Source organism: Actinomadura sp. 1N219, from assembly GCF_044326405.1.
Lineage (GTDB): Bacteria > Actinomycetota > Actinomycetes > Streptosporangiales > Streptosporangiaceae > Spirillospora.
In genome coordinates this window covers 14,348-37,219 of record NZ_JBIRAY010000004.1, presented here as the reverse complement: position 1 = coordinate 37,219, position 22,872 = coordinate 14,348, and the positions used below count along the sequence as shown (strand labels likewise).

Below are 22,872 nucleotides of genomic sequence, written 5' to 3'. Positions count from 1 at the left end.
ATAGCCGAGAAAACCCAGACAAAACGACAAGACGGCCTCTGAGCAGCGAAAACGAAAGATCTACCGTCCGGCCGGGTCACTCGCCGTCGTCGGGGTGCCGGAGGTTTTCGGGGAGCGGCAGTCCGTACTTCTCGGCCAGGTGGAGGGTCTGGGCGTAGAGGCGGGCCTGATGCACGACGTCGCCAAGGACGTACGCGTTGGTGCCAGCTCCGGTGAACACCGCGACCACCGGCATGGCTTTCGTGACCTTGCCGACTGGAACCGCGCGGCCGTTCGCGAACTGTTGCATGAGCCTCTCGACCGCCGCCATCAGCTTGTGGTCGTCTCGCAGCTTCTGGCTCCACCGCACCCGGTTCTTGGCGGCGTTGAACGCCGCGCCGGCCTTCAGAACGGTCTTGGCCTTCGGTGCTTGGTTGCGGTAGGCGCGCAGGACCATTCGATCGACAAGGTGCCTCATCTCGTCGTCGGTCACGTCGAAGCCGTAGGCGTAGCAGACCCGCGTCGCGACGGCCGTGCTCAGCACGTGCGTCACGAGCGCGTCCAGGGTGACGGCTGCGACGCCGCCCGCGAACGGGACCATCGCGAGCACACCCATCGCTCCACCTTGAAGCGCTCCGCTCGTGCGCCATTTCAGGGCCATTTTCCGGGTGAAGTCGTCGAGGAGTTCGAGGTCGAATTCCTTGAGATCCTCCAGCTTCGCGACGTCGCGGCCTGCCGCTCGGTGGTGCTCCAGCACTTTCTCGGGCGCCATGAGCTCGGTCGTCCAGTCGGTCACGAGTTCGAGGAGATGAACCCCTCCTTTGACGGCGGGGATCAGTGCCGCGTCGGTTGCCCGCTCAATGCCGTCCTTGATGACCGGGGGCGTTGCGTCCGAGACGACCTTGCCGGCCTTCCGGGCGGCGCCCCTGACTTGGTCACCGGCCTCACCGAACGCGGCTCGGGCCTTCGGCGGGATTAGTTGGCGGCGCTCGACCTTCTTCGCCCAATGTCGCTGCAGATCCGCCCACCGCCGCTCCTCGTAGGGGGACATCGCGCGGACTTCTTCGGGGCTTTGGCTCACATCGGCGAAGGCTAACGAGAGAACCGCCATTAATTGCCGGTTCGGGAATTGCCGCTCGACGGGCCGTCGGTGTGCCCGGGGCGTCTCGGTGGTCGGCCCGCTCTCGCTCACTGGTGGTGAATCTGGCCGTCTAGCTGCTCTGATGACGGTGCGGAGGGGTGTGTCTCAGCCTGATTCCGCAACTAGACCGCCGGTGCCGGATGCTGGGGCTGGCCACAGCCGGACGGCTAGTACGGCTGGGTGAGCTGGGGTTAGGAGTGCCAGGAGTGGCCCGTTAGGCGTTCGTAGACTTCTATGTAGCGGGCGCGGGTGGCTTCTACGACGTCCTGGGGGATGGCGGGGCCGGGTGGGGTGCGGTCCCAGTCGAGGGTGCTGCTCCAGTCGCGGACGTACTGCTTGTCGAGCGAGTGCTGCGGGCCGCCGGGCTGCCATTGGTCCGCGGGCCAGAAGCGGGACGAGTCGGACGTCAGGACCTCGTCGCCCAGGGTGAGGGTGCCGTCGGGGGCCCGTCCGAACTCCAGTTTCGTGTCGGCGATGATGATGCCGCGGTCGGCGGCCACGGACGCGCCGCGCCTGTAGATCTCCAGTGTGACGTCCTTCAGGCGGGCGGCGGTGTCGTCGCCGATCTCGGTGACGACGTCGTCGTAGGTGATGAACTCGTCGTGCCCGACCGTGGCCTTGGTGGTGGGGGTGAAGATCGGCTCGGGGAGCTTCGAGCCTTCGACCAGGCCGGATGGGAGGGGGACGCCGGAGACGGCGCCGCCCTTCTCGTACTCCTTGAGGCCCAGGCCGGCCAGGTAGCCGCGGGCGATCCACTCGACGGGGAGCATGGTGAGGCGGCGGCAGCGGACGGCGCGTCCCTCCCACTCGTCCGGGACGTTCGTCGCCGAGATGATGTGGTTCGGGACGATGTCGGCGAGCTGCTCGAACCACCACAGGGAGAGCTGGGTCAGGATCTTCCCCTTGTCGGGGATCAGCGTCGGCAGGACGACGTCGTACACGCTCACCCGGTCGGACGCGACGAGGATCAGGTCGTCCCCGTCCGCGTAGACGTCCCTGACCTTGCCCGAGTGGACCAACTCCATGACGCTCCTCAACTCGTCGTCCGCCGAAAAGGAGTTTGGCATAGGGGATGTGCGGGGCGGTCGCCCGGTCAGTCCTCGACGAACACGCGGACGGTCTTGACGGACGAGTCCGCCGCGTCCGGGACGACCATTCCCGCGTCGACGCCGCTGCGCAGGTAGTCCATGACCGGGGCGGTGATGCGCTCGCCGGGCAGGACGACGGGGATGCCCGGCGGGTACGGGGTGAGCATCTCCGCGCAGATCCGTCCGGCGGCCTCGTCCGCGGACACCTGCTCGGCGGGGCCGAAGAAGGCGTCGCGGGGGAGGACGGCGAGTTCCAGGCGCAGTTCGTCCGGCGGCGGGACGTGGACCTCCGGCGCAGGCTCGATGTGTTCGCGCAGGTCGCGGAGGGCTGCGAGCAGGGGCGTCACCGTCTCCTCGCTGTCGGCGACGGTGAGCTGGGCGCTGATCCGGCGGTGGTCGGCGAGATGCAGATTGATGTGATGGTGCGCGCGGAGCCAGTCGGCGGCGCGGTAGCCGGTGGTGCCGAGGTCGGCGATGTCTATGACGATGGGCAGCGGGTCGAGGCTGTGGGCCAGGCCAGGGCCGGTGAACTCGTCCGGGCCCTGGACGGTGAAGCCGGGAACGGCGGAGATCTGCTCGCGGACGTCGGCGGCGAGATCGAGGGCGTGCTGCAGGAGGTCGCGGCCGTGCTCGACCATCTGGCGGCGCCAGCCGTCGAGGCCCGCGTAGAGCAGCACGGACGGGCTGGTGGTGCCGAGGAGGTCCTCCCGGGCCTTGAGGACGGACGGGTCCACCAGATCCCCTTGCTGATGGAACACCGAGCCCTGCTCCAGCCCGGCGCCCATCTTGTGGACGCTCGTCACGCACACGTCGGCGCCCGCGTCCATCGCCCAGGTCGGCAGGTCGGAATGGAAGGGGAGGTGCGCGCCCCACGCCTCGTCCACGATCAGCGGGCGGCCGCGCTTGTGGCAGGCCGCCGCGATCGCGGCGAGGTCGGCGCACGTCCCGTACGGGGTGGGGCTCGTGACGAGGGCGCCGCGGGCATCGGGGTGCTCGTCCAGCCGGGCCGCGAACGCCTCGGCGGACGGCGGGTGCGCCAGCCGCCGGGACGCGTCCCACTGCGGCTCCACCCAGATCGGGCGGACGCCGGACAGGATCAGGCCCGACACGACCGACTTGTGCGCGTCCCGTCCGACCAGGAGTTTCTCCCCGGGCCCGGCGACCGACAGCATCGCGCTCTTCACCGACAGGCTGCTGCCGCAGGTGGAGAAGAACGTCTGCTCGGCGTGGACGGCGTCCGCCATCAGTTCCTGCGCGCGTTCCAGCACCCCGTGGCTGGACGTGCGGTCGTCCAGGCCGGAGATCGCGAGGACGTCGGAGCGGAACACCGCGTCGCCCAGCACGGCCCGGACGCGCGGGTCCGCGCCGCGGCCCTGCTTGTGGCCGGGCGGCGTGAACGGGACCTGGCCCTCCCGGTGGAACGCGGCGAGGGCGTCGAGGACGGGGGCCTGCGAATGGTCCATGCCCGCCGTCTTCCCGAGCCGCCCGCCATCTAACGGCCCCGCGATCGAATGGCCCCGCGGCCGCGGGACGGGTGAATGGGGTGGGCGGCGTCGGGTAGGGCGGGTTCGGAATGGGCGACAGGGAGTTTATCCAATGAAAGATCGCATACCGGCCGAGGCCGAGCTGGCCTGGGAGGACTTCCACCGGCTCGTCAACATGACCTCCGACGAGCTGCGCATCTGGCTGATGACGGACGCCTCCGGCGAGGAGGCGTTCCCGCCCGGCCCGAGCCCGGGGGTGTCCGAACTGGGCGCCCGGGTGGTGGACGTCCTGCGCAAGCGGAAGGTCGACCTGACCGAGGGCGACGCCGACGTGATGCGCCAGGTCGTGGACTACGTGGAGGACCGGCTGGAGAACCGTCCGCCCGACGCGGAACGGGACGAGCAGTGGCGGCACGCGCTCATGACGGTGGGACATGACCCCCTGCGTCCCGAACCGTCCAGCGCGTAGACGTCGTCGAGTGTGTAGACGCCGTCGAGCGTCTAGGCGCCGTCCAGCCGCAGAGGAGGGATGAAGATGCCGAACCCGCAGCAGCCCGAGATCCGGCGATCGGAGCGGACCTCGGTGACGAACGAGCCCGCGCCCGAGGCCGCCGACCCGAAGAAGACGAGGGCGAAGGGCCACGCGCACGGCACCGACAAGGGCGGCAAGGGAGGCGGTGAAGGCGGCGGAACGCCCCCCGACCAGCAGCCGCCCCACCCCGACTAGCGGTGGCAGCGGAGAGACGCGGTCAGGGGACTTCGGTCTGCGGGCTGTAGCCGTCGTCCTCGCCGCCCGGGGTCTCGGCCTCGGCGACCGGCGGGTCGGTGGGGCCGGGGGTGTGCTCGTCCGCGAAGTCGTGGTCGTCCTCCTGCGGCGCGTTCCCGTCGGCGCGGCGGTCGGCGACCGGTTTGTCCTCGTCGTTCCTGCGTTCGCTCATCACCCCTCCAAAACGGCGGTTCCGACGTCTGGGCGATACCCGGAGGACGCGGTTCAACCGCCGCTTTTGGCTAGGGTGGACGACACCGCGGCGAACTCGCCCGCCTCGACCTCTCCTAGCCGTCCTGGTCAGCGCGGTTGCGTTCGAAGTCGATTAGGCGGGTCACGTCTTCGCCTTCCAGGACGATTCCGAACTCGTCCGCCAGCGTCTCGGGCAGCTGTTCCGGGGTGAGCGTGCGGGTCTCGGTGGAGGCGTTGGGGCGATTGGTGGTCAGGGTCGTCCCGTCCAGGACGAGGTGTGCGTCGACCTTGAACTTCTGCGTGAACGGACGGGTCGAGAACGGCGAATGCGGGTTCGCCCAGACGAAGAAATTGCCCACCTCGAAATCGATGCGGAACTGCTCGTTCATCGTGAACGTGTGGCGCTGGACCCAGCCGTCCTTCCCACGCTGGTGGAGTTCCCAGCCGACCGTGCTGGGCGTCCAGGCGGTGGCGGTCCGGCCCTTCTGGAGGCGGAAGCCCCAGCCGTCCTGGTCGGCCTCCTCGCCGTCGAGCAGCCGCAGCGGTTCCAGCGGCCCGGCGCCGAAGCCCACGTCGCACAGCCAGGCGGGCTCGTCCCGCGGCTGGCCCGGCGGGCGGACGTGGAGCAGCGCGTGCGTGGCGGGCAGCAGCTTGCGGGCGCCGAGCGTGACCCGTCCGGCCAAGGCGGTGACCTCGTAGCCGAGCCGTTCCAGCACCGCCGCGAACAGCCGGTTGTGCTCGTAGCAGTAGCCGCCGCGTGACCGTCCGACCAGCTTCGCCTGGACGGTGTCCAGCGACAGGACGACCGGCCGCCCCAGCATGATCTCCAGGTTCTCGAACGGGATGGACGTGGTGTGCGCGCGGTGCAGGGCGCGCAGCGTGTCCCCGGTCGGGGCGAGATCGCCGTCGTGGCCGACCCGCTTCAGGTAGGCGGGCAGGTCGAGGAGGTCGCCCTGCCATCCGTATCCGAGATCCTCGCTCATGGTCTCCCCTGTTTCCTCTCGCCGTGGACCGTGCCCCCGTGAGAGGTAACACCGGACGCGGCCCGGATCCTCCCGGCGATGCGGTCGACGTCGCGGCGTTCGGCGGCGGGCAGCGGCGCCCCGGCGGCCTCGCGGAGCGCGGCGGCCTCGGCGAGCAGGCCGGTCGCCGCCGCGTGATCGCCCGCGAGGGAGCGGGCCCCGGCGAGACCTTCGAGGGCGAGCGCGACGGCGCGCGGGTCGCCGACGGCGCGGGCTTCGGCGAGGCCCTCGGTGTGCAGGGCGAGCGCGGTGTCGGCGTCGCCGCGCTCCTCCGCGACGAAGCCGAGCTGGGCGTGCGCGAACGCGATCCCGGCCGTCCCGCCGATGCCGCGCAGCCAGCCGAGCCAGGTGCGCAGGTGCGCCTCGGCGGCGTCGAGGTCGCCGCGCGCCCGCGCGACGAGCCCGAGCCCGATCTCGGCGAACTCCTGCGCGGACCTGGCGGCGTGCCGTCCGGCCAGATCCAGGGCCCGTTCGTGCAGGTCGCGGGCCTTGTCGAGGTCGCCGGTGAGCAGTGCGACGCGGCCCAGCCCGGACAGCCGGTACGAGACCTCGGGCCACATCCGCAGGTCCTCGGCGACGCGGAGGGCGGCGCGGTGGCGGCGGGCGCACTCGTCGTGGTCGCCGGTGATCTCGGCGTGGCGGGCGAGGGCATCGGACGCCTCCAGCCGTCCCCACGGATCGCCCAGCTCGTCGAAGATCGCCAAGCTGGTCTCGGCGTCGTGGCGGGCGGCCGCGAGCCGGCCGTGTCCCAGGGCGGACTTGGCGCGGGTGGCGAGCGCGGCGGCCGTGAACCACCGGTCGTCGCGTGCGCGGAACACCGACAGGGCGTGGTCGACGCGTTCCTCATTCGCGGCAATGTCGCCGTATGCCCAATGGACGTGGCTGAGGAACCATTCCGCTTTGGCTTGCGCGAATTCGTCCTCTCGGGGGGCGGAGACGGAGGGGGTGGCGGCGGTTAGGGCGGTTTGGCGGAGGTGTTCTGAGTCCTTGCTTTCGCCGGACAGCATGGTGAAGGCCGCCAGCCACATCGCGGTTTCGCCCGAGGGTGGGGCGGACGGGGGCGATGCCGATTCGAGGGCGCTGCGGGCCTCGCCGAAACGTCCGCGCAGGAACCAATACCAGCCCAGCGCGTTCGCCAGCCTGACGGCGTCGCCGTGTTTGAGCGCGGCGGTGAGGTTGGCGGCCTCGCGGTCGAGAACGTCCAGCCAGCCGGCCTGCTCGGGGCCGCGCAGCCGCTCGGCCGCGCGCTCGGCGAGGCCGGTGTAGTAGCGGGCGTGACGGCGGCGGAACTCGTCCTCCTCGCCTGCCTCCTTCAGCCGCTCCAGGCCGTAGGCGGCGACCGATTCCAGGAGGCGGAAGCGGCCGTTCGCCGCGTCTCCCTCCGCCTCCGTCCGGGTGATCAGTGAACGGTCGACCAGTCTCGCGAGCACGGCGGCGTCGGTGTCGCAGACCGTCTCGGCCGCGTCGAGGGTGCAGCCGCCCGCGTGGACGACGAGCCGCCGCAGCGCGACCCGCTCCGGCCCGGTCAGCAGCTCCCAGCTCCAGTCGATCATCGCGCGGAGCGTCCGCTGCCGTGCCGGGCCGCCGTGCCTGCCGCCCGCGAGGACGCGGAACCGGTCGTCCAGCCGGGCCGCCAGCTCCCGCACCCCGAGCGCGCGGACGCGGGTCGCCGCCAGTTCGAGCGCGAGCGGCAGCCCGTCCAGCCTCCGGCAGATCGACGCGACCCACGGCGCGGACGACTCGTCCAGCGCGAACCCCGGCGCCGCCGCCGCGGCCCGCGCGACGAACAGCCGCACCGCGCCGGACTTCAGCAGCGCCCCCGGCGCCGTCTCGCGGCCGGGCAGATCCAGCGGCGGGACGATCCGCAGCCGCTCCCCCGGCAGGCCCAGCGGTTCGCGGGACGTGGCGAGGATCCGCAGCCCCGGAGCCCCGGCGAGGAGCCGTCCGGCCAGGTCGGCGGCGGGTTCGATGACGTGCTCGCAGTTGTCCAGGACGAGCAGCGAACGCCGGGCGCTGAGCGCACGCGTGAGCCGCTCCACCGGACCGTCGCCGCCCTCGTCCCACAGTCCGAGGACGCGCGCGACCGGCTCGGCGATGTCCGACGCCGATTCCGCCTGCTCGGCGGCCAGCTCTACGAACCACACCCCGTCCGGGTGGTCGGCGGCCGACCGCGCGGCCGTCTCCAGGGCGAGCCGGGTCTTGCCGACGCCGCCGGGCCCGGTCAACGTCACCAGCCGGTCCGACACGAGCTGCGCGCGGGCCCGTTCGACGGCGTCGCCGCGCCCGATCAGCTCCCCGAGGGCAGTCGGCAGTTTCGGCGCGGCGCGCGGCCGTCCCGCCTCGGACGGCGCCTGTTCCAGCATCGACATGTAGAGCGCGACCAGCTCGCGGCTCGGGTCGACGCCCAGCTCGTCGGCCAGCCGTTCTCGCAGGTCGTGGTATCCGGCGAGGGCTTCGCTCTGGCGTCCGGCACGGTAGAGGGCGCGCAGGTGCGCGGCGCGGAGCCGCTCCCGCAGCGGATGCCGGACGACCTCCGCCGCCAGCTCCGCACTCAGCGCGGCGTGCTCGCCCAGCTCAAGGCGGGCCTCGGCGTGCTCCTCCAGTGCGGCCAGCCGCCGATCCTCAAGCTCGGTCGCGACGCCGTGCGGAAGGTCGAGGCCGTCGAACGCGGGGCCGCGCCACAGCGCCAACGCCTCTCCCAGCAGGCGCGCCTTGGCCAGCGGATCGGTCACCTCGCCCGCCTGGACGACGAGCGCTGCGAACTGTCCGGAGTCCACGGCGTCCGGGGGCACGTCGATCAGATAGCCGGGCGGACGTGACACGAGCAGCGCCCGCGCACCCGGTTCTGCATCGTCCAGGACCCGGCGCAACTGCGAGACGCGGGCCTGCAGCGTGCCGGACGGGTTGCGCGGCGGACGGTCGCCCCACAGCGCGTCCACCAGCCGATCGACCGAGACCGGACGCCCGGGTTCGGTCAGCAGCATCGCCAGCAGCGTCCGGACCTTCGGCTCGGGGACGTGCACACCCGCGCCGTGGTCCGCGCCGTCGGCCTCGCTGCTCGTCCACACGGCGAGCGGCCCCAGCACCCCGAAACGCACGATGTCCAGCGTACGCACCCGCTACGGAACCACCCGAAGCATTTCCGTAGCGCCCGAAGCGACGCTGAATCCATGACGAAATCACCGGTCACGGTCATCGGCCTCGGCCCAATGGGCGCGGCCATGGCAGCCACGTTCCTCGGCAACGGGCATCCGACCACCCTGTGGAACAGGACCGCGGCCAAGGCGGAGCCGCTCGTCGCGAAAGGCGCGACCCTCGCCGCGACGCCCGCCGACGCGCTCGCCGCGTCCGACCTGATCGTCATCAGCCAGACCGACTACGCCGCGATGTACGACTCCCTCGACGGCGACGGCGACGGCGACGTCGCCCACGCGCTCAAGGGCCGCGTCGTGGTCAACCTCAGCTCCGGCAGCCCCGACGAGCTGCGCCGCGCAGGCGAATGGGCGTCCCGGCACGGCGCGGACCTGCTGACCGGGGGCGTCATGACGCCCCCGCAGGGCATCGGCCAGCCGGGCGCGTACGTCTTCTACAGCGGCCAGGAGGCGACCCTCGACCGCCACCGCGAAACGCTCAGCGAGCTGGGCGACGCCATGTTCGTCGGCTCTGACCTGGGCTTGTCGATGCTGTACTACCAGGCGCAGCTGTACCTGTTCTGGTCGACGCTGGCCGCCTACATGCACTCCGTGGCGCTGCTGGGCACGGCCGGCGTGTCCGCCGAGCAGTTCCGCCCGTTCGCCGCCACGACCGTCCGGGACCTCGCGACGGACGGCCCCATGGGATTCCTGAAGATCCTCACCGAGATGTTCGACGCGGGCGTCCACCCGGGCGACGACCACACGCTCAGGATGCAGGCGGTCGGCGCCGACCACGTCGTGGAGGCCGCCCGCGAAGCGGGGATCGACACGGCCGGACCGCTCGCGCTCAGGGACCTGTTCTGGCGCGCCGTGGACGCCGGACACGGCTCCGACGGCCTGTCCAGCGTCATCGAGGTGATCCGCCGTCCTTGACGAGAGGGAGGCGGAGGACGAACCGGGCGCCGCGCGGGCTGTCCGCGATGCGCAGCGTGCCGCCGTAGACCTCGGCGATCTCGCGCGCGATGGGCAGCCCGAGCCCGGTGCCTTCCGGGTCCCGGGTCCGCGACTCGCGAAGCCGCGCGAACCGCTCGAAGACCCGTTCCCGCGCCTCCTCCGGGATGCCTGAACCGTCGTCCAGCACCTCCAGGACGGCGTCGTCCCCGTCCCGCGCCACCGAGACCCGGATGTCGTCCGTCGCGTGCCGTTCGGCGTTGCTCAGCAGGTTGCCGAGCACCCGCGCCAGCCGCACCGGGTTCGCCCGGACGAGCACGCCCGGCGCCAGGTCCGTCGTGATCGGGACGCGCGGCGGGCGCCGCTCGACCTCCCGGCGGGCGAGGCCCGCGAGGTCGATCCGCTCCACTGGGACCGGGGCGCGGGAGTCGAGCCGCGACAGTTCCAGCAGGTCGACGACGATGTCGTTCAGCCGCCGCGTGTCGCGCAGCGCCGACTCGACCATCGGTCTCCACTCGAAGCCGTCGGGCTCGTCCAGCGCGGTCTCCAGTTGCATCTGCAGCGCCGCGAGCGGGTTCCGCAGATCGTGCGACGCGTCCGAGATGAACCGGCGTTCCCGCTCCGTCGCCTCCTGCAGCCGTTCGAGCGTCGCGTTGACGGTCTCGGCGAGCGCCTGGATCCTCACGCCCGTCTGCGGGACGGGCACCCGGTGGCCGAGGCCCCGCGCGCTGAACTCCGCCATCTCCGCGCGGATCTCGTCGACCGGGACGAACGTCCGCCCGATCGTGTGCCACGTCCACCACGCGATCAGCGCCAGCAGCGCCGTCGTGATCAGCGCGAGGCCCAGCGGCAGCAGCCACACGTTCAGCAGCGTCGGCAGCGGCGTCACCGCGATCACCATCACGCCCGGACCCCACGGCGACGTCCGCACCCGCGTCCCGAACATCCACACGCACTCGTCCAGGAACTCGGGGCAGATGCTGCGGTCGAGGAGCATCCTGTCCTTCCGCACGTCCTCGGCCGCCAGCGGCGGGAGCCCGCTCAGCTCGACGCTCGCCGCGACGACCTCGCCGTCCGGGCCGAGGACCTGCACCATCGGCGTCTCGTCCGGCCTGGGGGCGAGCACGTCCTCGTACCGTCCCCGGACGATGTCGGTCACGACGCGCTCGACCGTCCGCTCGGACTTCCGCCAGACCGTGCTCTCCGCCCATTCCCGCGCCAGCAGCATGAGCAGCAAGAACACCACGGTCAGGATCACCGCCGACGCCGCCGTGGTGGTGACCGTGGCGCGTCCCCGCACAGTGAAGAACAGCCGCCTGTGCCACCGGCGGCACGCCTCCCACCTCTCCGTCGCCACAGCCGATCCCCCGTATCCCGAACGGCCGGACACTAACAGTAACAACTCACCCACTCAGCGTAGGTGATCGTCATCTTCCGCCGGACGGGGGGATTCGTTCCCGATGGCTAGAATCGTCGGGATGCCAAGGTCGGCCATGGGAAACCGCAGCAGGGCACGCACGCTCGCCCAGGTGTACCGGCGTTTCGCCGAGGTCGACGCCGCCGAGACATCGGCGCTGTACGAGCGCGTCGCCATCGCCTTGAGCGAGTCCGACGAGGCGCTGCGCGCGATCGAGACGGCACCGGCCCGCAAGCGGCACCCCACGATGATCCTCGCCGCGCTCCACGACCTCGCCCTCACCGGCCGCGCCCCAGCCCTAGCCACCGCCTACGCCGCCAGTGGCACCACCACCGCCGCGAACGCCGACGCCTCAGCGGAAGCCGACGCCGCCGCAACCGCCGGCGCCTCGGTGGGCGGCGATGCCGCTGCCCGCGCCGCGATCGATGCGCTCCTGCGGATGACCGATTCGGTCGTGGCCATAGCCGCCCGCCGCCGGACGCGGTCCGACGAGACCGGACGCTGCGCCGTGCTCTACCCGGCCATTGCCGAGGCGGCCCGCCGGGTGGGCGCGTCCGCTGTCGGCCTGATCGACGTGGGCTGCTCGGCTGGGCTCAACCTCAATGTCGACCGCGTCGGCATCACCTACAGCGATGGGCGATTGCTGGGTGACGCGTCCTCTCCCGTGCAGCAGTCGTGCTCTCTCGTGGGGGAGCGGCCCGTCCCGGCGCAGGCGATGCCCGAGGTCGTGACCCGCATCGGTATCGACGTCGACCCGGTCGACGTGACCGACCCCGATGAAGCCCGATGGCTGCGCGCCTGCCTGCCGCCGGATCAGCCGGAGCGGATCGCCAGGCTCGAAGCGGAGCTGGCGTTGGCGGCGACTGCCCCTCCGCTGCTGCTGCAAGGGGACGCCGTCGAATTGCTGCCCGACGCCCTATCCCGCGTGCCCGCGGACGTCCTGCCCGTGGTCACCACGACGTGGGCGCTGTCGCGCTTCTCGCTCGAAGACCGCCTGCGCTTCCTGCACCGCCTCGACGAAGCGGCGACCGGACGGACGGTGGCGTGGGTGTCGGCCGAGGGCGTCGGAGTCGCTCCGGCGATACCGACCTTCGGCGACCGGCGCGCGTCCGGTCACAGCGTCATCGGCCTGGCGCTGTTCGACCACTCGTCCCTGCGCGCCGAGGGCCTCGGCCGCTGCTGGTCGCGGGGCCGCCTGCTCGCCTGGCTGGCCGGCTCCTAGCCGGTGGCCTGTCAGGCTCGTAGCGGTCGCCCGTCAGGACGATCCGTCCGCGACTCCCCGCACCGCCCAAGCTCTGGCGGTGAGGGCGATGGACCCGTCCGGGCCGGCGGGCAGGCGGGCGCGGAGCAGGTCGCGCAGGGCGTGCCGGTGCTCCTCGTCCAGCGACATCGCGTATCCCGGCGCCGGGCCCTGTCCGCCGAGGAACGGGCGCCAGTAGTCGTCGAAGCCGGAGAACACCGTCGCCACCTCGATCGGCTCGACGGCGATGTCGTCCAGACCTGTGTCGGCCCACAGCCGATGCAGGCGTTCGGGGTGGCACAGGGGGAAGCGGCGGCCCTCGTCCAGTTCGGCGGCGGCCGGGTCGAGCGTGGTGGCGGCGTCCCAGAAGTACCGGATCATCGCCATGCCCTCGCCGTAGTCCCATACGTAGGCGGCAACCGTGCCGCCCGGTGCGGCGACCCGGCCGAACTCGGCCACGGCCAGATGCGGCTCTGGGACGAAGTTGAGCGCCAGCCCGCTGACCACGGCGTCGAACCGGTCATCGGGGAACGGGAGCGTCCGGGCGTCCCCGGCGCAGAAGCTCGCCCGGGTGTCCGATACCTGCGCGCGTGCGCCGGCCAGGAATCCCTCCGAAGGGTCCACCCCGATGACCTGGCCAGGGTCTTTCAAGGCCAGGACGGCCGCCGTCAACGCCCCGGTGCCGCAGCCGACGTCCAGCCAGCGCTTGCCGGCGGGCACGTCCAACCGGCGTAGGAACGGGCCCGCGACCCGGCGGCTCCACCGGCCCACGTAGTCCTCGTAGGCGTCACTGCCAGCCCATACGTCGCCCATGGCGTCAGGACGATACAGCTAGCCTGGGGTTTCGGGAGGCGGAGTGACATGCTTTACGCGTCTCTATTGGGGGATCAGGTAATCGGAGACGATGAGTCCGGAGTGCGGTCTCGTTCACCGCGAACGGTCGGTCTCGTCGCATATCTGGCCGCCCATGCGGGCTCGTCCCAGACCCGGCAGCACATCGCGGGGATCTTCTGGCCGGACTCCACGGACGCGCAGGCGCTCACCAATCTGCGCCGCGAACTGCACCACCTGCGCCGGGTTCTCGGCCCTGAGCCTTCGCTGGTGGTCACGTCCAGGGATCTCCGCTGGCGAGACAGCGGGACGTGCCGCGTCGACCTGCGCGTCTTCGCCGTCCAGTGCGAGGGCGCCCGGGAGGCGCTGGCCCTGGGGGACCGCAAGGCGGCCGCCGAGCACGCCGCCAGGGCCGTCGCCGAGTACAAGGGCGATCTCCTGCCGGGGGTGCACGACGACTGGGTGCTGGACGCCAGGTCGGAACTTGAGCGCCAATGTGTGGAAATGTGCGATCTGGTCGCCGCGGCGAGCGCCGAAACCGGCGACCTGGCCAGGGCCGTGGACGCCGCCCGCCGCCGGATCCGGCTCCAGCCGCTGGAGGAGGTCGGCTACCGGGTCCTGATCCGGTTGCAGGCGGAACTGGGCGATCGCGCGGGCGCCATCAGCACCTACCACCATTGCGCCTCGGTCCTGGAGCGCGAGCTGGGCGTCGTCCCGGACCCGTCGACGCGGCGCGCCTTCCAACGCCTGATGGCGGACGCGGGCTCGGGCTCGGGCGAAAACGAAAACGACGGCGAGGACGGTGGCGAGGGCGACGAGACGGCACGGGTGGGGCAGATCGCCGGCCGGCCCGGTGTCGCCGTGGCGCGGCTCATCGGCCGTTCGCGGGAACTCGACCAGCTGTGCGATCTGTGGCGGACGGCCGTGGCGGGCCGTCCCGGCTGCACCCTCGTACGGGGCGCCGCCGGGGTCGGGAAGACCCGTCTGGTGACCGAGTTCGCCGAGCTGGCCCGGCGGCAGGGCGCCGTGGTGGCGGGCAGCCAGTGCTTCGGGTCGTCCGGACGGCTGGCGCTCGCACCGGTGGCGGACTGGATGCGCACACCGGCCGCGCGATCGGCCACCGCGACGCTCGACGAGACGTGGCGCGCCGAGGTCGACCGGCTCGTCCCGGTCAAGGGCCACGGGTCGCGGGGCGCCGGAGCGTGGGCCATGGCGGACGCCTGGCAGCGCCCCCGGTTCTTCGAGGGCCTGGCGCGGGCGCTGATCGCCGTCGGCCAGCCGATGCTGCTCGTCCTGGACAACATGCAGTGGTGCGACCAGGACACGCTGGCGTTCCTGACGTTCTATCTCGGGTTGGCGGGCGACGCACCGGTCATGATCGCCGGAACCGTGCGCGACGAGGGTCTCGGGGACGGCCCGGTGCTCGCGGACTGGACCGTCCGGATGCGGACCGCCGGGCTCCTCACCGAGTTCACCCTCGACCCCCTGGAGGCCGAGGGCACGGCGGGGCTGGCCGCCGCGATCGTCGGGCGCCGTCTCCCCGAGACCGACGCGAACCTGCTCCACGCGACGACAGGCGGCTTCCCGCTCTACGTAGTGGAAACCCTCCGCGGCGCCCCCGACCCACCCGGCACCGCCCCCGCCAGCCCCGACGCCGCCGGCCCGGAAGGCGTCGAGCAGGGCGCCCCGCCACCCATCGGCGATCTCACCTCGGTCCTGCGCAACCGGCTGGAACGGGCGTCCGCGCCGGCCCGAGAGATCGCCGGGCTCGCCGCCGCCGTGGGGACCGACTTCACCCTGGACCTGCTCACCGAGGCGAGCGACCTGGACGCCGGCGTCGTCGTCGAGGCCGTCGACGAACTGTGGCGCCACCGGATCATGCGGGAGTTCCGGGGCGGCTACGACTTCTCCCACGACCTGCTGCGCGACGCCGCGTACGCTGGCGTCACCCCGCCGAAACGGTGGCTGCTGCACCGCCGGGTCGCGCAGGGACTGGAACTGCTGCACGCCGACGACACCGACGCGGTCTCGGCGCAGCTCGCCGAGCAGTACGCGCGCGGCGGGCGCCCAGACCGCGCACTGGCCTACTACCGGCGGGCCGCCGAGGTCGCGGCGGGCCTCTTCGCCCACACCGAGTCGATCCGGCTGCACAGAGAGGCGCTGTCGATCGTGCGCGCCATGCCCGAGGGCCGCGACAGGGACACCAAGGAACTTGAAGTGCTCCAGGCCGCGGCGGCGCCGATCAACGCCAAATACGGGTACGCCTCTCCGCACCTGCAGGAAACGCTCGAACGATCCGTCGCGCTGGCCGAATCACTCGGTCACGACGACTCGAAGCTCGCCGGCCTGGTGGCGCTCTGGGCGTCCCGGTTCGTCCAGGGCCGTACGGCCGACGGGTACCGGTTCGCCGTCGAGGCGCTGAACATCGTCGACCCCGGATCCGAGCCGAGCGGCTCGGCCCACTTCGCCGCCGGCGGGACGGCGGTGAGCCTCGGCCGGCCCGCCGAGGGACTGCGGCACCTGGAACTCGCCGTCCAGACGCGCGGCGCCTTCATGCTGAACGTCGGCACCCGGCTCGAGATCCACGGCACGGCCTGGGCGGCCCACGCCCACTGGCTCCTCGGCCACGACGCGGAGGCGCTGGCCGCCTGCACCAGCGTGATCGAGGAAGCCCGGGCGATCGGGCACCCCTACAGTCTGGCCGTGGCGCTGGCCTACGGCGCCGTCACCCATCAGATGCGCCGCGACCTGCCCGAGCTGAGGGACACCGTCGCCGAGCTGCGAGAGCTGTGCGACCGCTACGACTTCGCGTACTACCGGGAGTGGGGCCTGGTCCTGGACGGCTGGTACCGGGGCGGCCAGGCCGGCGTGAACCTCGCCCGGCAGGGCATCGGGAACCTCAGGGCCGAGGGGTCGTTCGCCAGGATGCCCTACTGGCTCTCGCTGCTCGCCGACCTGCTGGCCCGCGACGGCCGCCCAGACGCGGCCCGGGCCACGCTCGACGCCGCTCTAGCCGCCGCACAGTCCCACGACGACCTCTGGTGGCTACCCGAGGTGATGCGCATGCGCGCCGCCTACGACGACCCCGAACAGTCCGTCTCCCGACTCCGCTCCGCCGCACAGACGGCATCAGAACACGGCAGCGTAGCCCTACTCCACCGCTGCAACCGCGACCTGGACGATCTAGAGACGTAGGCGGCGCGATGCGGACGCGCACCCTGCGCCGCACGTGCCAGTCGGTGTCGCCCCTGCCTTCCGCCGCACAGACGCCGTCTGGGCACGGCAGCGTAGCCCTACTCCACCGCTGCAACCGCGATCTGGACGATCTAGAGACGTAGGCGGCGTGATGCGGACGCGCACCCTGCGCCGCCCGTGCCAGTCGGTGTCGCCCCTGCGTTCCGCCGCACAGACGCCGTCTGGGCACGGCAGCGTAGCCCTACTCCACCGCTGCAACCGCGATCTGGACGATCTGGAGACCTAGGCGGCGCGATGCGGACGCGCACCCTGCGCCGCACGTGCCAGTCGGTGTCGCCCCTGCGTTCCGCCGCACAGACGCCGTCTGGGCACGGCAGCGTAGCCCTACTCCACCGCTGCAACCGCGATCTGGACGATCTGGAAACGTAGGCGGCGTGATGCGGATGCGCACCGCCTGCGCCGCACGTGCCCAGTCGGTGTCGCGGCTGCGTTCCGCGGCACAGACGGCGTGCGTGCATGGCAGCGTCGCCCTACTGCACCGCGGCACCGCGATCTGGGCGACCCGGCGCCCTAAAACGGCCTGAGCGGCTTTGGGGGCCTGAGCGCGCTGAGGGCCTGAGCGGTCTGAGCGGCTCAACGGCCTGGGGGGCTGAACGGGCCCGAACGGCCTGGGCGGCCTTGGCGGGACTGAGCAGCATGAGGGCCTGAGTGGGTGCTGTGGGCTCAGCGTGCTGCTGGTGGCGACCGCGTTCATCACTGCCGGTCACGCCCAGGCTGTCCGGGTTGCGGGGCGGTGACCGAGGACAGCCGCAGGCCATGTCCGGCCGACGGGTAGCGGGCCTCTGGTGGCGTGGGCGGCCTGAGAGCCTGAGGGCCTCAGCGGCCTGAGGGGCTGAACCGGCCTGAACGGCCTGGGCGGCCTTGGCGGGACTGAGCGGCATGAGGGCCTGAGTGGGTGGCCTGAAGTCCTGGGCGGCGTGGGTGGTGTGGGCTCAGCGTGCTGCTGGTGGCGACCGCGTTCATCACTGCCGGTCACGCCCAGGCCGTCGGGGTTGCGGAGCGGTGACCGTGGACAGCCGCAGGCCGTGTCCGGCCGACGGGTAACGGGCCTTCGGTGGCGTGGGTGGCCTGAGTGCTTTGGTGGCTTCGGCTGCCCCAGCGGCGTGTGCCTGAGCGGACTGGTGGACGGACGACACTCGCATCGTCCTGTATCCAGCCGCACGATGTGCTCCCACGCGGACCCGGCAGCGGCGAGGCGTGGGTGGCGCGGGCTCGCGCTGCTGGTGCCGCAGACCTGGCTGGCCGACGGGTGGCGGGCCTCCGGTGGCATGGGTGGCCTGGGTGCTTTGGTGGCCTGAGCGGCTTGGGGCGCCCCAGCGGTGTAGGTGCCCTGGGCGGGCCGGTGGACGGACGACATCCGCATCGTCCTGTACCCACTGCATGACCTGCTCCCACGCGGACCCGGGGGCGGTGAGGCGTGGGTGGCCTGAGCGGCCTGAGGGGCAGGGGTGGGTTCGGTGGTCTGGTGGGTCGGGCGGGTTTGGTGGCCTGGGGTGGGCGTTCGGGGCGTTCGGGGTTCTGGCGCCAGCGTTCCGCCTATCGATTGATAAGGGACTGGTTGGACGAACGCTTCGCGAACGCCTCGCTTCCTAACGTCGCTCATGTCGAGCACAGCATCCAAGGGGGAGCACCATGAGCACGGCAACAGATACGACCGCGACGGCACCGTACGAAGAGGTGTCCGGTGTCCTGCACGGGGAACTGATCAGACCCGGGGACGTCGAGTACGACGCCGCCCGCGCCGTCTACAACGGCATGATCGACAAGCGTCCGGCCGCCATCGCGCGGTGCCGGGACGTCGTCGACGTCATCTCCTGCGTCCGGTTCGGCCGCGCGCACGGTGTTGAGCTCGCCATCAGGGGCGGCGGGCACAATGCCGGAGGTCTCGGAGTCTGGGACGACGCGCTGGTCATCGACCTGTCCATGCTGCGCAGCACCACCGTCGACCCCGCGGCCCGGACCGTCCGCGTCGACGCCGGGTGCACCTGGCAGGACGTCGACCACGCGACCGTCGGATTCGGCATGGCCACTCCGTCCGGCTTCCTCGGGTCCACCGGGGTCGGCGGGCTGACGCTCGGCGGCGGCATCGGCTACCTGTCCCGCCGGTTCGGCCTCACCGTCGACAACCTGATCTCCGCCGACGTCGTCCTGGCGGACGGGACGTTCGTGATGGCGAGCGAGACGTCCCACAGCGACCTGTTCTGGGCGCTGCGCGGCGGCGGTGGGAACTACGGAGTCGTCACCTCGTTCACGTTCCGCTGCCACGACATCGGCGAGCACGGCGTCGTCATCGGCGGACCGGTGCTGTACGGCCTCGCCGACACCGACGACGTCATGCGCTGGTACCGGGAGCTGCTGCCCTCGCTGCCGGAGGAGCTGAGCGGCTGGCTCGGGATCATGACCGTCCCTCCGGCGCCGCCGTTCCCGGAGGCGCTCTGGGGTCGCAAGGTCTGCGGGATCGTGTGGTGCTACACCGGTCCGCACGACAGGGCAGACAAGGTGCTCGAACCGGTCAAGACGTTCGGCTCGCCGCTGCTGATGGGCCTGCACGAAATGCCGTTCAACGTGCTGCAGGGCGCGTTCGACGGCCTCTACCCGGCCGGCCTGCAGTGGTACTGGCGGTCGGACTTCTTCAACGAGATCTCCGACACCGCCATCGACATCCACTGCAAGTACGGCGAGCAGTTGCCGACCGGCCACTCCACCATGCACCTCTACCCCATCGACGGAGCCGCCGCCCGCGTCCCCGCCGACGCCACCGCCTTCGCCTACCGCGACGGCGGCTGGGCCGGCGTCATCGTCGGCGTCGACCCGGACCCGGGCAACTCCGCCCTCATCACCCAATGGGCCCAGGACTACTGGAAAGAGCTGCACCCCACGTCGGCCGGCGGCGCCTACATCAACTTCATGATGAGCGAGGGCCAGGACCGTGTCCGCGCGTCCTACCGAGGCAATTACGCCCGCCTGGCCGCCATCAAGAACCACTACGACCCGGACAACACTTTCCACATCAACCAGAACATCCAACCTTCTCACTAGTCGAACCAGCGAGAGCCCACCCTGAACTGCCCGGGGGTGGCTCTCGTTGGCGGCCGCGGCTTTGGCTGCAGCTTGGCCGCAGCCGCTGGAATGGCGAAGTCGGGGGCCGCCATTCCCGCGGTTGTGCTGTTCGGAGTCTGGGCGAATTGCTCTGGCTTCGAGGTTCTAGCCTTTTATGTTCTATGGTTCGGGTGGGGTGGCGCTGCGTACGGGGCCGCCCCTCCAAAGTCAAGGGCGCTTCGCGTCGCTACGCGATGGGACTCCGTCCCACCCTTGACTTCGGAGCCTCTACGGCCCCTGGGAGCAGCTTACGTCGGGCAGGCTCCGCCTGCCCCCCGCCCGACGCGCCACCCCACCGTCCAAGTCACCGAGTTTGGAGATCGAACAAAGAGAGGGCTCTGGAATCAGGTTCTGATTTAGCTTGACTCCGACTATCCAACTGGTGATAAAAGTCCAACCCCAACCGGGCGTGAATAGAAGACCGCCCTTGATATTCTTAGAATATGAGTTCGATTGAAGTTGATCTCGGAGCGGCGTCCACCATGGAATTGGTGAACGCCATCGCCGCGATCACTCACGAACTCGCCGGACGCGACGCACCCGAATCACCCGCAGCGTGCATGGAACTCGCCGAAACTCTCGCAGCGGCCTCCGATCAGCAGGAAAGCGCACTGGCGGAACTGATCGGCCGGGTGGACGCCTCCGGTGAAATGCGCCGCTGGGGCATACCGTCCACCCAAGCGTGGCTGCGGTCCCGGCTGGGGATGCGCGAGTCCCGCGCCAAGGAGCGCATTACCCTGGCCCGGCAGCGGCACCGGCTGCCCCGCGTCGCCGAACTCCTGGCCACCGGCGAACTGACCTACGGCTACGCGACCACCGTCGCCGACGCGGTCGCCCGCCTAGACGACACCGACTGCGCCAAGGCCGAATCGCTGCTACTGGACATGGTCCACCAGGGCTTCTCCGCCGGGAAAGTCGCCACCTTCGGCCGCCGCATCCGCGACGTCATCGCCGAACGCGACGACACCGAAACACCCGACCAGGACACTCAACGCGGGTACGAGCAGTCCTGGGTCACCTCTACCCGCTCCCTGGACGGCGGCCGCTACATCAAAGGCTGGCTGAACGCCGAAGACACCGCCGTGTGGGACGGCACCCTGGCCCCACTGGCCAAACCCGCCGGGACCGATGACCGCCGCGACCTGCCAGAGCGCACCGCCGCCGCCCTCACCAGCGTCCTGGCGGGCGGGCACCGCGCCACCAAGGTCACCGTCATCTGCGACCTGGACACCCTCACCGGCGGCACCACCCCCGGCCGCCTCACCGACGGCACCCCGATCCCCGCCGCACACGCCCGCCGCATCGCCCTGAGCGCCGGAGTCTCACCGCTCATCCTCGGACGCGGCCACATCCCCCTCTACCTCGGCCACCGCACCCGGTTCGCCACCCCCGGCCAACGCCAAGTCCTCGAAACCCTCTACCCCACCTGCGCGGTACGGGGATGCGAGGTACCCGGCACCCTGTGCGAGGTCGACCACGTCACCGGCTGGGCCCTCGGCTCCCCCACCGACATCGACCAACTCGCCCTGTGCTGCGGATGGCACAACCGCTTCAAACACACCAACGCCGAACAGATACGCATCGTCCGCGACACCACCGGACGACACATCTACCGCGTCCTGCCACCACCACACGCCACCGGCCCACCGATCCAACTCCCCCAGGCCGCGTAACCACCCCACCCCCAGGCGAACACTGGGCTAGCGTTGCCCCGCCACTGACCTGCCCGATAGGCCCCGCCCAGCGGGCGGTGATACGCACGACCGCTGCAGCAGCCGCCTGGGACTCCCGGCTGACCTGGTCGCGGACGTCTCCATCTCGCCTACCACAAGCCCGGAAAGAACTGGAAACGCGCGCTGGAAGGCCGGATCTCCCTGCCGCTCTAGACCTGGCCAGCCCGGAAGAGGATTCAACGCCGATCCGCATGGCAGCGTCGCAAACGCGAAGAAGCCCCTAGCAGGAATCGCTGTCGTTGCCACGCCAAAGGCCGGAGTCGTCCTCGGCATGCAGACCCGGGCCTACCTACAGCAAGGCGACACCTACACCGAACTCCACGCCGGATTCACGCTTCCACGTTCCGACCACCGCACGACCACGCGAAGATCCAAACCGAGCAACCGTCCGGCCTGGGGGGCACCGCCTAACCCGCGTTCCTGCGCCCGCTCGCCCCGGCCCTTACCGAAAGCGGGGGGCGGCGAGGCCAGGGCCGCCACTCGGAGATTCGCATCAGAGACTCGGCGGCCGTGAGCCCTGCCGCCCTTCCAACCCTAATGTCGGTCGCGAGGGCGGCGTGTCACTCGGCCATGTGAAGGTCAGGATGTCGCCGGTGGCGTCCTGAGTCGTGTCCGGCGACCACCAACGCGGTGGCCCGTCCAGTCTGGGCGCGGTGGTGGGCTGGGTTGGGCCGTCGCCAAGATCGTCGACGACCTGGACGAGTTGCCGGCCTTCCACGACTTCCCGGCCGAGCACTAGCAGCACCTGCGCACCACGGATGAAATCGTCAAGGAGTACGGGCCTGTTTTCGAGCTGTTCCTCCCTCATTTGGCGGCGCGGCACCCGCAGGCCCGGTCAGGGCTTGGCCAGGGCCTTCAAGCTTTGAGTCTGCCCAGACCCGCTGGTGCTTGGTCAACGCACCCACCTGGTCGCCCTGGTCCGCGCAGGCGCCAGTTCGTCGAACGACCCGACGATCAGACCCACCAGCCTCAGCCCAAAGATCTTGATTCACAAGTTTTGACTATTGCTCCCACTCGGCCTGCTTTCAACTATCCTAGTCATCGATTTTGCAGCGGTATCCGGCCGAGGGGATGCCATGGCGAGTCCTGCACCCAGGGAAGAGAGCGACGGGCGGCGGCCAGGGGATGTGCGCCACTTCTGGAAGACCGCAGGTCCGGTCGCGGTACTTGGTGCTCTTGCAACAATCATTGCCGCTTTTGTGACCGGATTTCTCGGCCTGTCCAATAAGCCAGATGAGAAGCCTTCAACCACGTCTTCTGCTGCGGTTACGCGAACCCCTGAATCTGCTTCAGAGTTGCCATCTGGAACCCCTCCTAGCGGCACCTTACCAGAAAAGCCAGGTTCATACGTCCAACTATACCGAGACAGAGAGGTCAGCTTCCCTGACCTAGAGTGTCCCCGAAAAGTTCAAATAGCCTTCGACCCTCTTACCGTCTCGCGTTCTCCGCTCCCCGAGGTCGACGGTTACATATGCGCCTTTGTAGTCGACCTCGTCTACCAGTTGCAGGGGGCGCGCGGATCTAAAATAGTTGCGGCTGA

The 22,872-nt window shown here is 70.9% G+C and carries 15 protein-coding genes; 7 read left to right on the top strand and 8 right to left on the bottom strand.

Annotation, left to right across the window (positions count from 1 at the left end):
• Positions 1-76 precede the first annotated feature (76 nt).
• The 3 genes from ACH35V_RS14960 to ACH35V_RS14950 all read right to left on the bottom strand — a co-directional run bounded on the left by ACH35V_RS14960 (position 77) and on the right by ACH35V_RS14950 (position 3,671).
• Positions 77-1,171: an EcsC family protein gene (locus tag ACH35V_RS14960; RefSeq protein ID WP_395972782.1), complete on the bottom strand. Its 1,095-nt coding sequence runs from the start codon at positions 1,169-1,171 to the stop codon at positions 77-79.
• 140 nt (positions 1,172-1,311) lie between these two features.
• On the bottom strand, positions 1,312-2,145 hold the full coding sequence (locus ACH35V_RS14955; RefSeq protein WP_395972781.1) for a phosphoribosylaminoimidazolesuccinocarboxamide synthase: 834 nt from the start codon (positions 2,143-2,145) through the stop codon (positions 1,312-1,314).
• 68 nt (positions 2,146-2,213) lie between these two features.
• A complete protein-coding gene (locus ACH35V_RS14950) occupies positions 2,214-3,671 on the bottom strand; it encodes an aminotransferase class I/II-fold pyridoxal phosphate-dependent enzyme (protein ID WP_395972780.1) in 1,458 nt (485 codons plus the stop codon).
• A 133-nt stretch (positions 3,672-3,804) separates the two neighbouring features.
• Here ACH35V_RS14950 and ACH35V_RS14945 point away from each other — a divergent pair, with 133 nt between their 5' ends.
• Together ACH35V_RS14945 and ACH35V_RS14940 are read left to right on the top strand one after the other, a co-directional pair.
• Positions 3,805-4,161 carry a DUF3140 domain-containing protein gene (locus ACH35V_RS14945; protein ID WP_395972779.1) on the top strand — a complete coding sequence of 119 codons (357 nt, stop codon included), beginning with the start codon at positions 3,805-3,807 and terminating at the stop codon, positions 4,159-4,161.
• A gap of 60 nt (positions 4,162-4,221) precedes the next feature.
• Entirely contained in the window at positions 4,222-4,419 is a 198-nt protein-coding gene (locus ACH35V_RS14940) for a hypothetical protein (RefSeq protein ID WP_395972778.1), read from the top strand.
• 22 nt (positions 4,420-4,441) lie between these two features.
• Here ACH35V_RS14940 and ACH35V_RS14935 read toward each other — a convergent pair whose 3' ends face one another.
• From ACH35V_RS14935 to ACH35V_RS14925, 3 genes are all read right to left on the bottom strand, one after another.
• Positions 4,442-4,630, bottom strand: a complete 189-nt coding sequence (locus ACH35V_RS14935; RefSeq protein WP_395972777.1) for a hypothetical protein — start codon at positions 4,628-4,630, stop codon at positions 4,442-4,444.
• Between the two features lie 115 nt (positions 4,631-4,745).
• Positions 4,746-5,633: an arylamine N-acetyltransferase gene (locus ACH35V_RS14930; protein ID WP_395972776.1), complete on the bottom strand. Its 888-nt coding sequence runs from the start codon at positions 5,631-5,633 to the stop codon at positions 4,746-4,748.
• Entirely contained in the window at positions 5,630-8,770 is a 3,141-nt protein-coding gene (locus ACH35V_RS14925) for a BTAD domain-containing putative transcriptional regulator (RefSeq protein WP_395972775.1), read from the bottom strand. Before ACH35V_RS14925 ends, ACH35V_RS14930 begins: the two co-directional genes overlap by 4 nt.
• A 72-nt stretch (positions 8,771-8,842) precedes the next feature.
• Here ACH35V_RS14925 and ACH35V_RS14920 point away from each other — a divergent pair, with 72 nt between their 5' ends.
• On the top strand, positions 8,843-9,739 hold the full coding sequence (locus tag ACH35V_RS14920; RefSeq protein ID WP_395972774.1) for an NAD(P)-dependent oxidoreductase: 897 nt from the start codon (positions 8,843-8,845) through the stop codon (positions 9,737-9,739).
• Here ACH35V_RS14920 and ACH35V_RS14915 read toward each other — a convergent pair.
• Entirely contained in the window at positions 9,714-11,114 is a 1,401-nt protein-coding gene (locus ACH35V_RS14915) for a sensor histidine kinase (RefSeq protein WP_395972773.1), read from the bottom strand. The genes ACH35V_RS14920 and ACH35V_RS14915 overlap by 26 nt on opposite strands.
• A 121-nt stretch (positions 11,115-11,235) precedes the next feature.
• Here ACH35V_RS14915 and ACH35V_RS14910 point away from each other — a divergent pair, with 121 nt between their 5' ends.
• Positions 11,236-12,396 carry a DUF2332 domain-containing protein gene (locus ACH35V_RS14910; RefSeq protein WP_395972772.1) on the top strand — a complete coding sequence of 387 codons (1,161 nt, stop codon included), beginning with the start codon at positions 11,236-11,238 and terminating at the stop codon, positions 12,394-12,396.
• A gap of 33 nt (positions 12,397-12,429) precedes the next feature.
• On the opposite strand, the gene ACH35V_RS14905 is transcribed toward ACH35V_RS14910, so the two are convergent.
• Positions 12,430-13,227, bottom strand: coding sequence for a class I SAM-dependent methyltransferase (locus tag ACH35V_RS14905; protein WP_395972771.1), 798 nt, complete (start codon positions 13,225-13,227; stop codon positions 12,430-12,432).
• Positions 13,228-13,329: 102 nt separating this feature from the next.
• Here ACH35V_RS14905 and ACH35V_RS14900 point away from each other — a divergent pair, with 102 nt between their 5' ends.
• The 3 genes from ACH35V_RS14900 to ACH35V_RS14890 all read left to right on the top strand — a co-directional run bounded on the left by ACH35V_RS14900 (position 13,330) and on the right by ACH35V_RS14890 (position 21,272).
• Entirely contained in the window at positions 13,330-16,440 is a 3,111-nt protein-coding gene (locus ACH35V_RS14900) for an ATP-binding protein (protein ID WP_395972770.1), read from the top strand.
• 1,692 nt (positions 16,441-18,132) lie between these two features.
• Entirely contained in the window at positions 18,133-19,539 is a 1,407-nt protein-coding gene (locus ACH35V_RS14895) for an FAD-binding oxidoreductase (RefSeq protein WP_395972769.1), read from the top strand.
• Positions 19,540-20,042: 503 nt separating this feature from the next.
• On the top strand, positions 20,043-21,272 hold the full coding sequence (locus tag ACH35V_RS14890) for a DUF222 domain-containing protein (RefSeq protein WP_395972768.1): 1,230 nt from the start codon (positions 20,043-20,045) through the stop codon (positions 21,270-21,272).
• Positions 21,273-22,872: the final 1,600 nt, after the last annotated feature.

Excerpts from the sequence above, each read along its gene's own strand:
- ACH35V_RS14945 (WP_395972779.1), top strand. The coding sequence starts at position 3,805 with ATGAAAGATCGCATACCGGCCGAGGCCGAGCTGGCCTGGGAGGACTTC.
- ACH35V_RS14890 (WP_395972768.1), top strand. The coding sequence starts at position 20,043 with ATGAGTTCGATTGAAGTTGATCTCGGAGCGGCGTCCACCATGGAATTG.
- ACH35V_RS14920 (WP_395972774.1), top strand. The coding sequence starts at position 8,843 with ATGACGAAATCACCGGTCACGGTCATCGGCCTCGGCCCAATGGGCGCG.
- ACH35V_RS14930 (WP_395972776.1), bottom strand. The coding sequence starts at position 5,633 with ATGAGCGAGGATCTCGGATACGGATGGCAGGGCGACCTCCTCGACCTG.
- ACH35V_RS14950 (WP_395972780.1), bottom strand. The coding sequence starts at position 3,671 with ATGGACCATTCGCAGGCCCCCGTCCTCGACGCCCTCGCCGCGTTCCAC.
- ACH35V_RS14940 (WP_395972778.1), top strand. The coding sequence starts at position 4,222 with ATGAAGATGCCGAACCCGCAGCAGCCCGAGATCCGGCGATCGGAGCGG.
- ACH35V_RS14955 (WP_395972781.1), bottom strand. The coding sequence starts at position 2,145 with ATGGAGTTGGTCCACTCGGGCAAGGTCAGGGACGTCTACGCGGACGGG.
- ACH35V_RS14935 (WP_395972777.1), bottom strand. The coding sequence starts at position 4,630 with ATGAGCGAACGCAGGAACGACGAGGACAAACCGGTCGCCGACCGCCGC.
- ACH35V_RS14895 (WP_395972769.1), top strand. The coding sequence starts at position 18,133 with ATGAGCACGGCAACAGATACGACCGCGACGGCACCGTACGAAGAGGTG.
- ACH35V_RS14910 (WP_395972772.1), top strand. The coding sequence starts at position 11,236 with ATGCCAAGGTCGGCCATGGGAAACCGCAGCAGGGCACGCACGCTCGCC.
- ACH35V_RS14905 (WP_395972771.1), bottom strand. The coding sequence starts at position 13,227 with ATGGGCGACGTATGGGCTGGCAGTGACGCCTACGAGGACTACGTGGGC.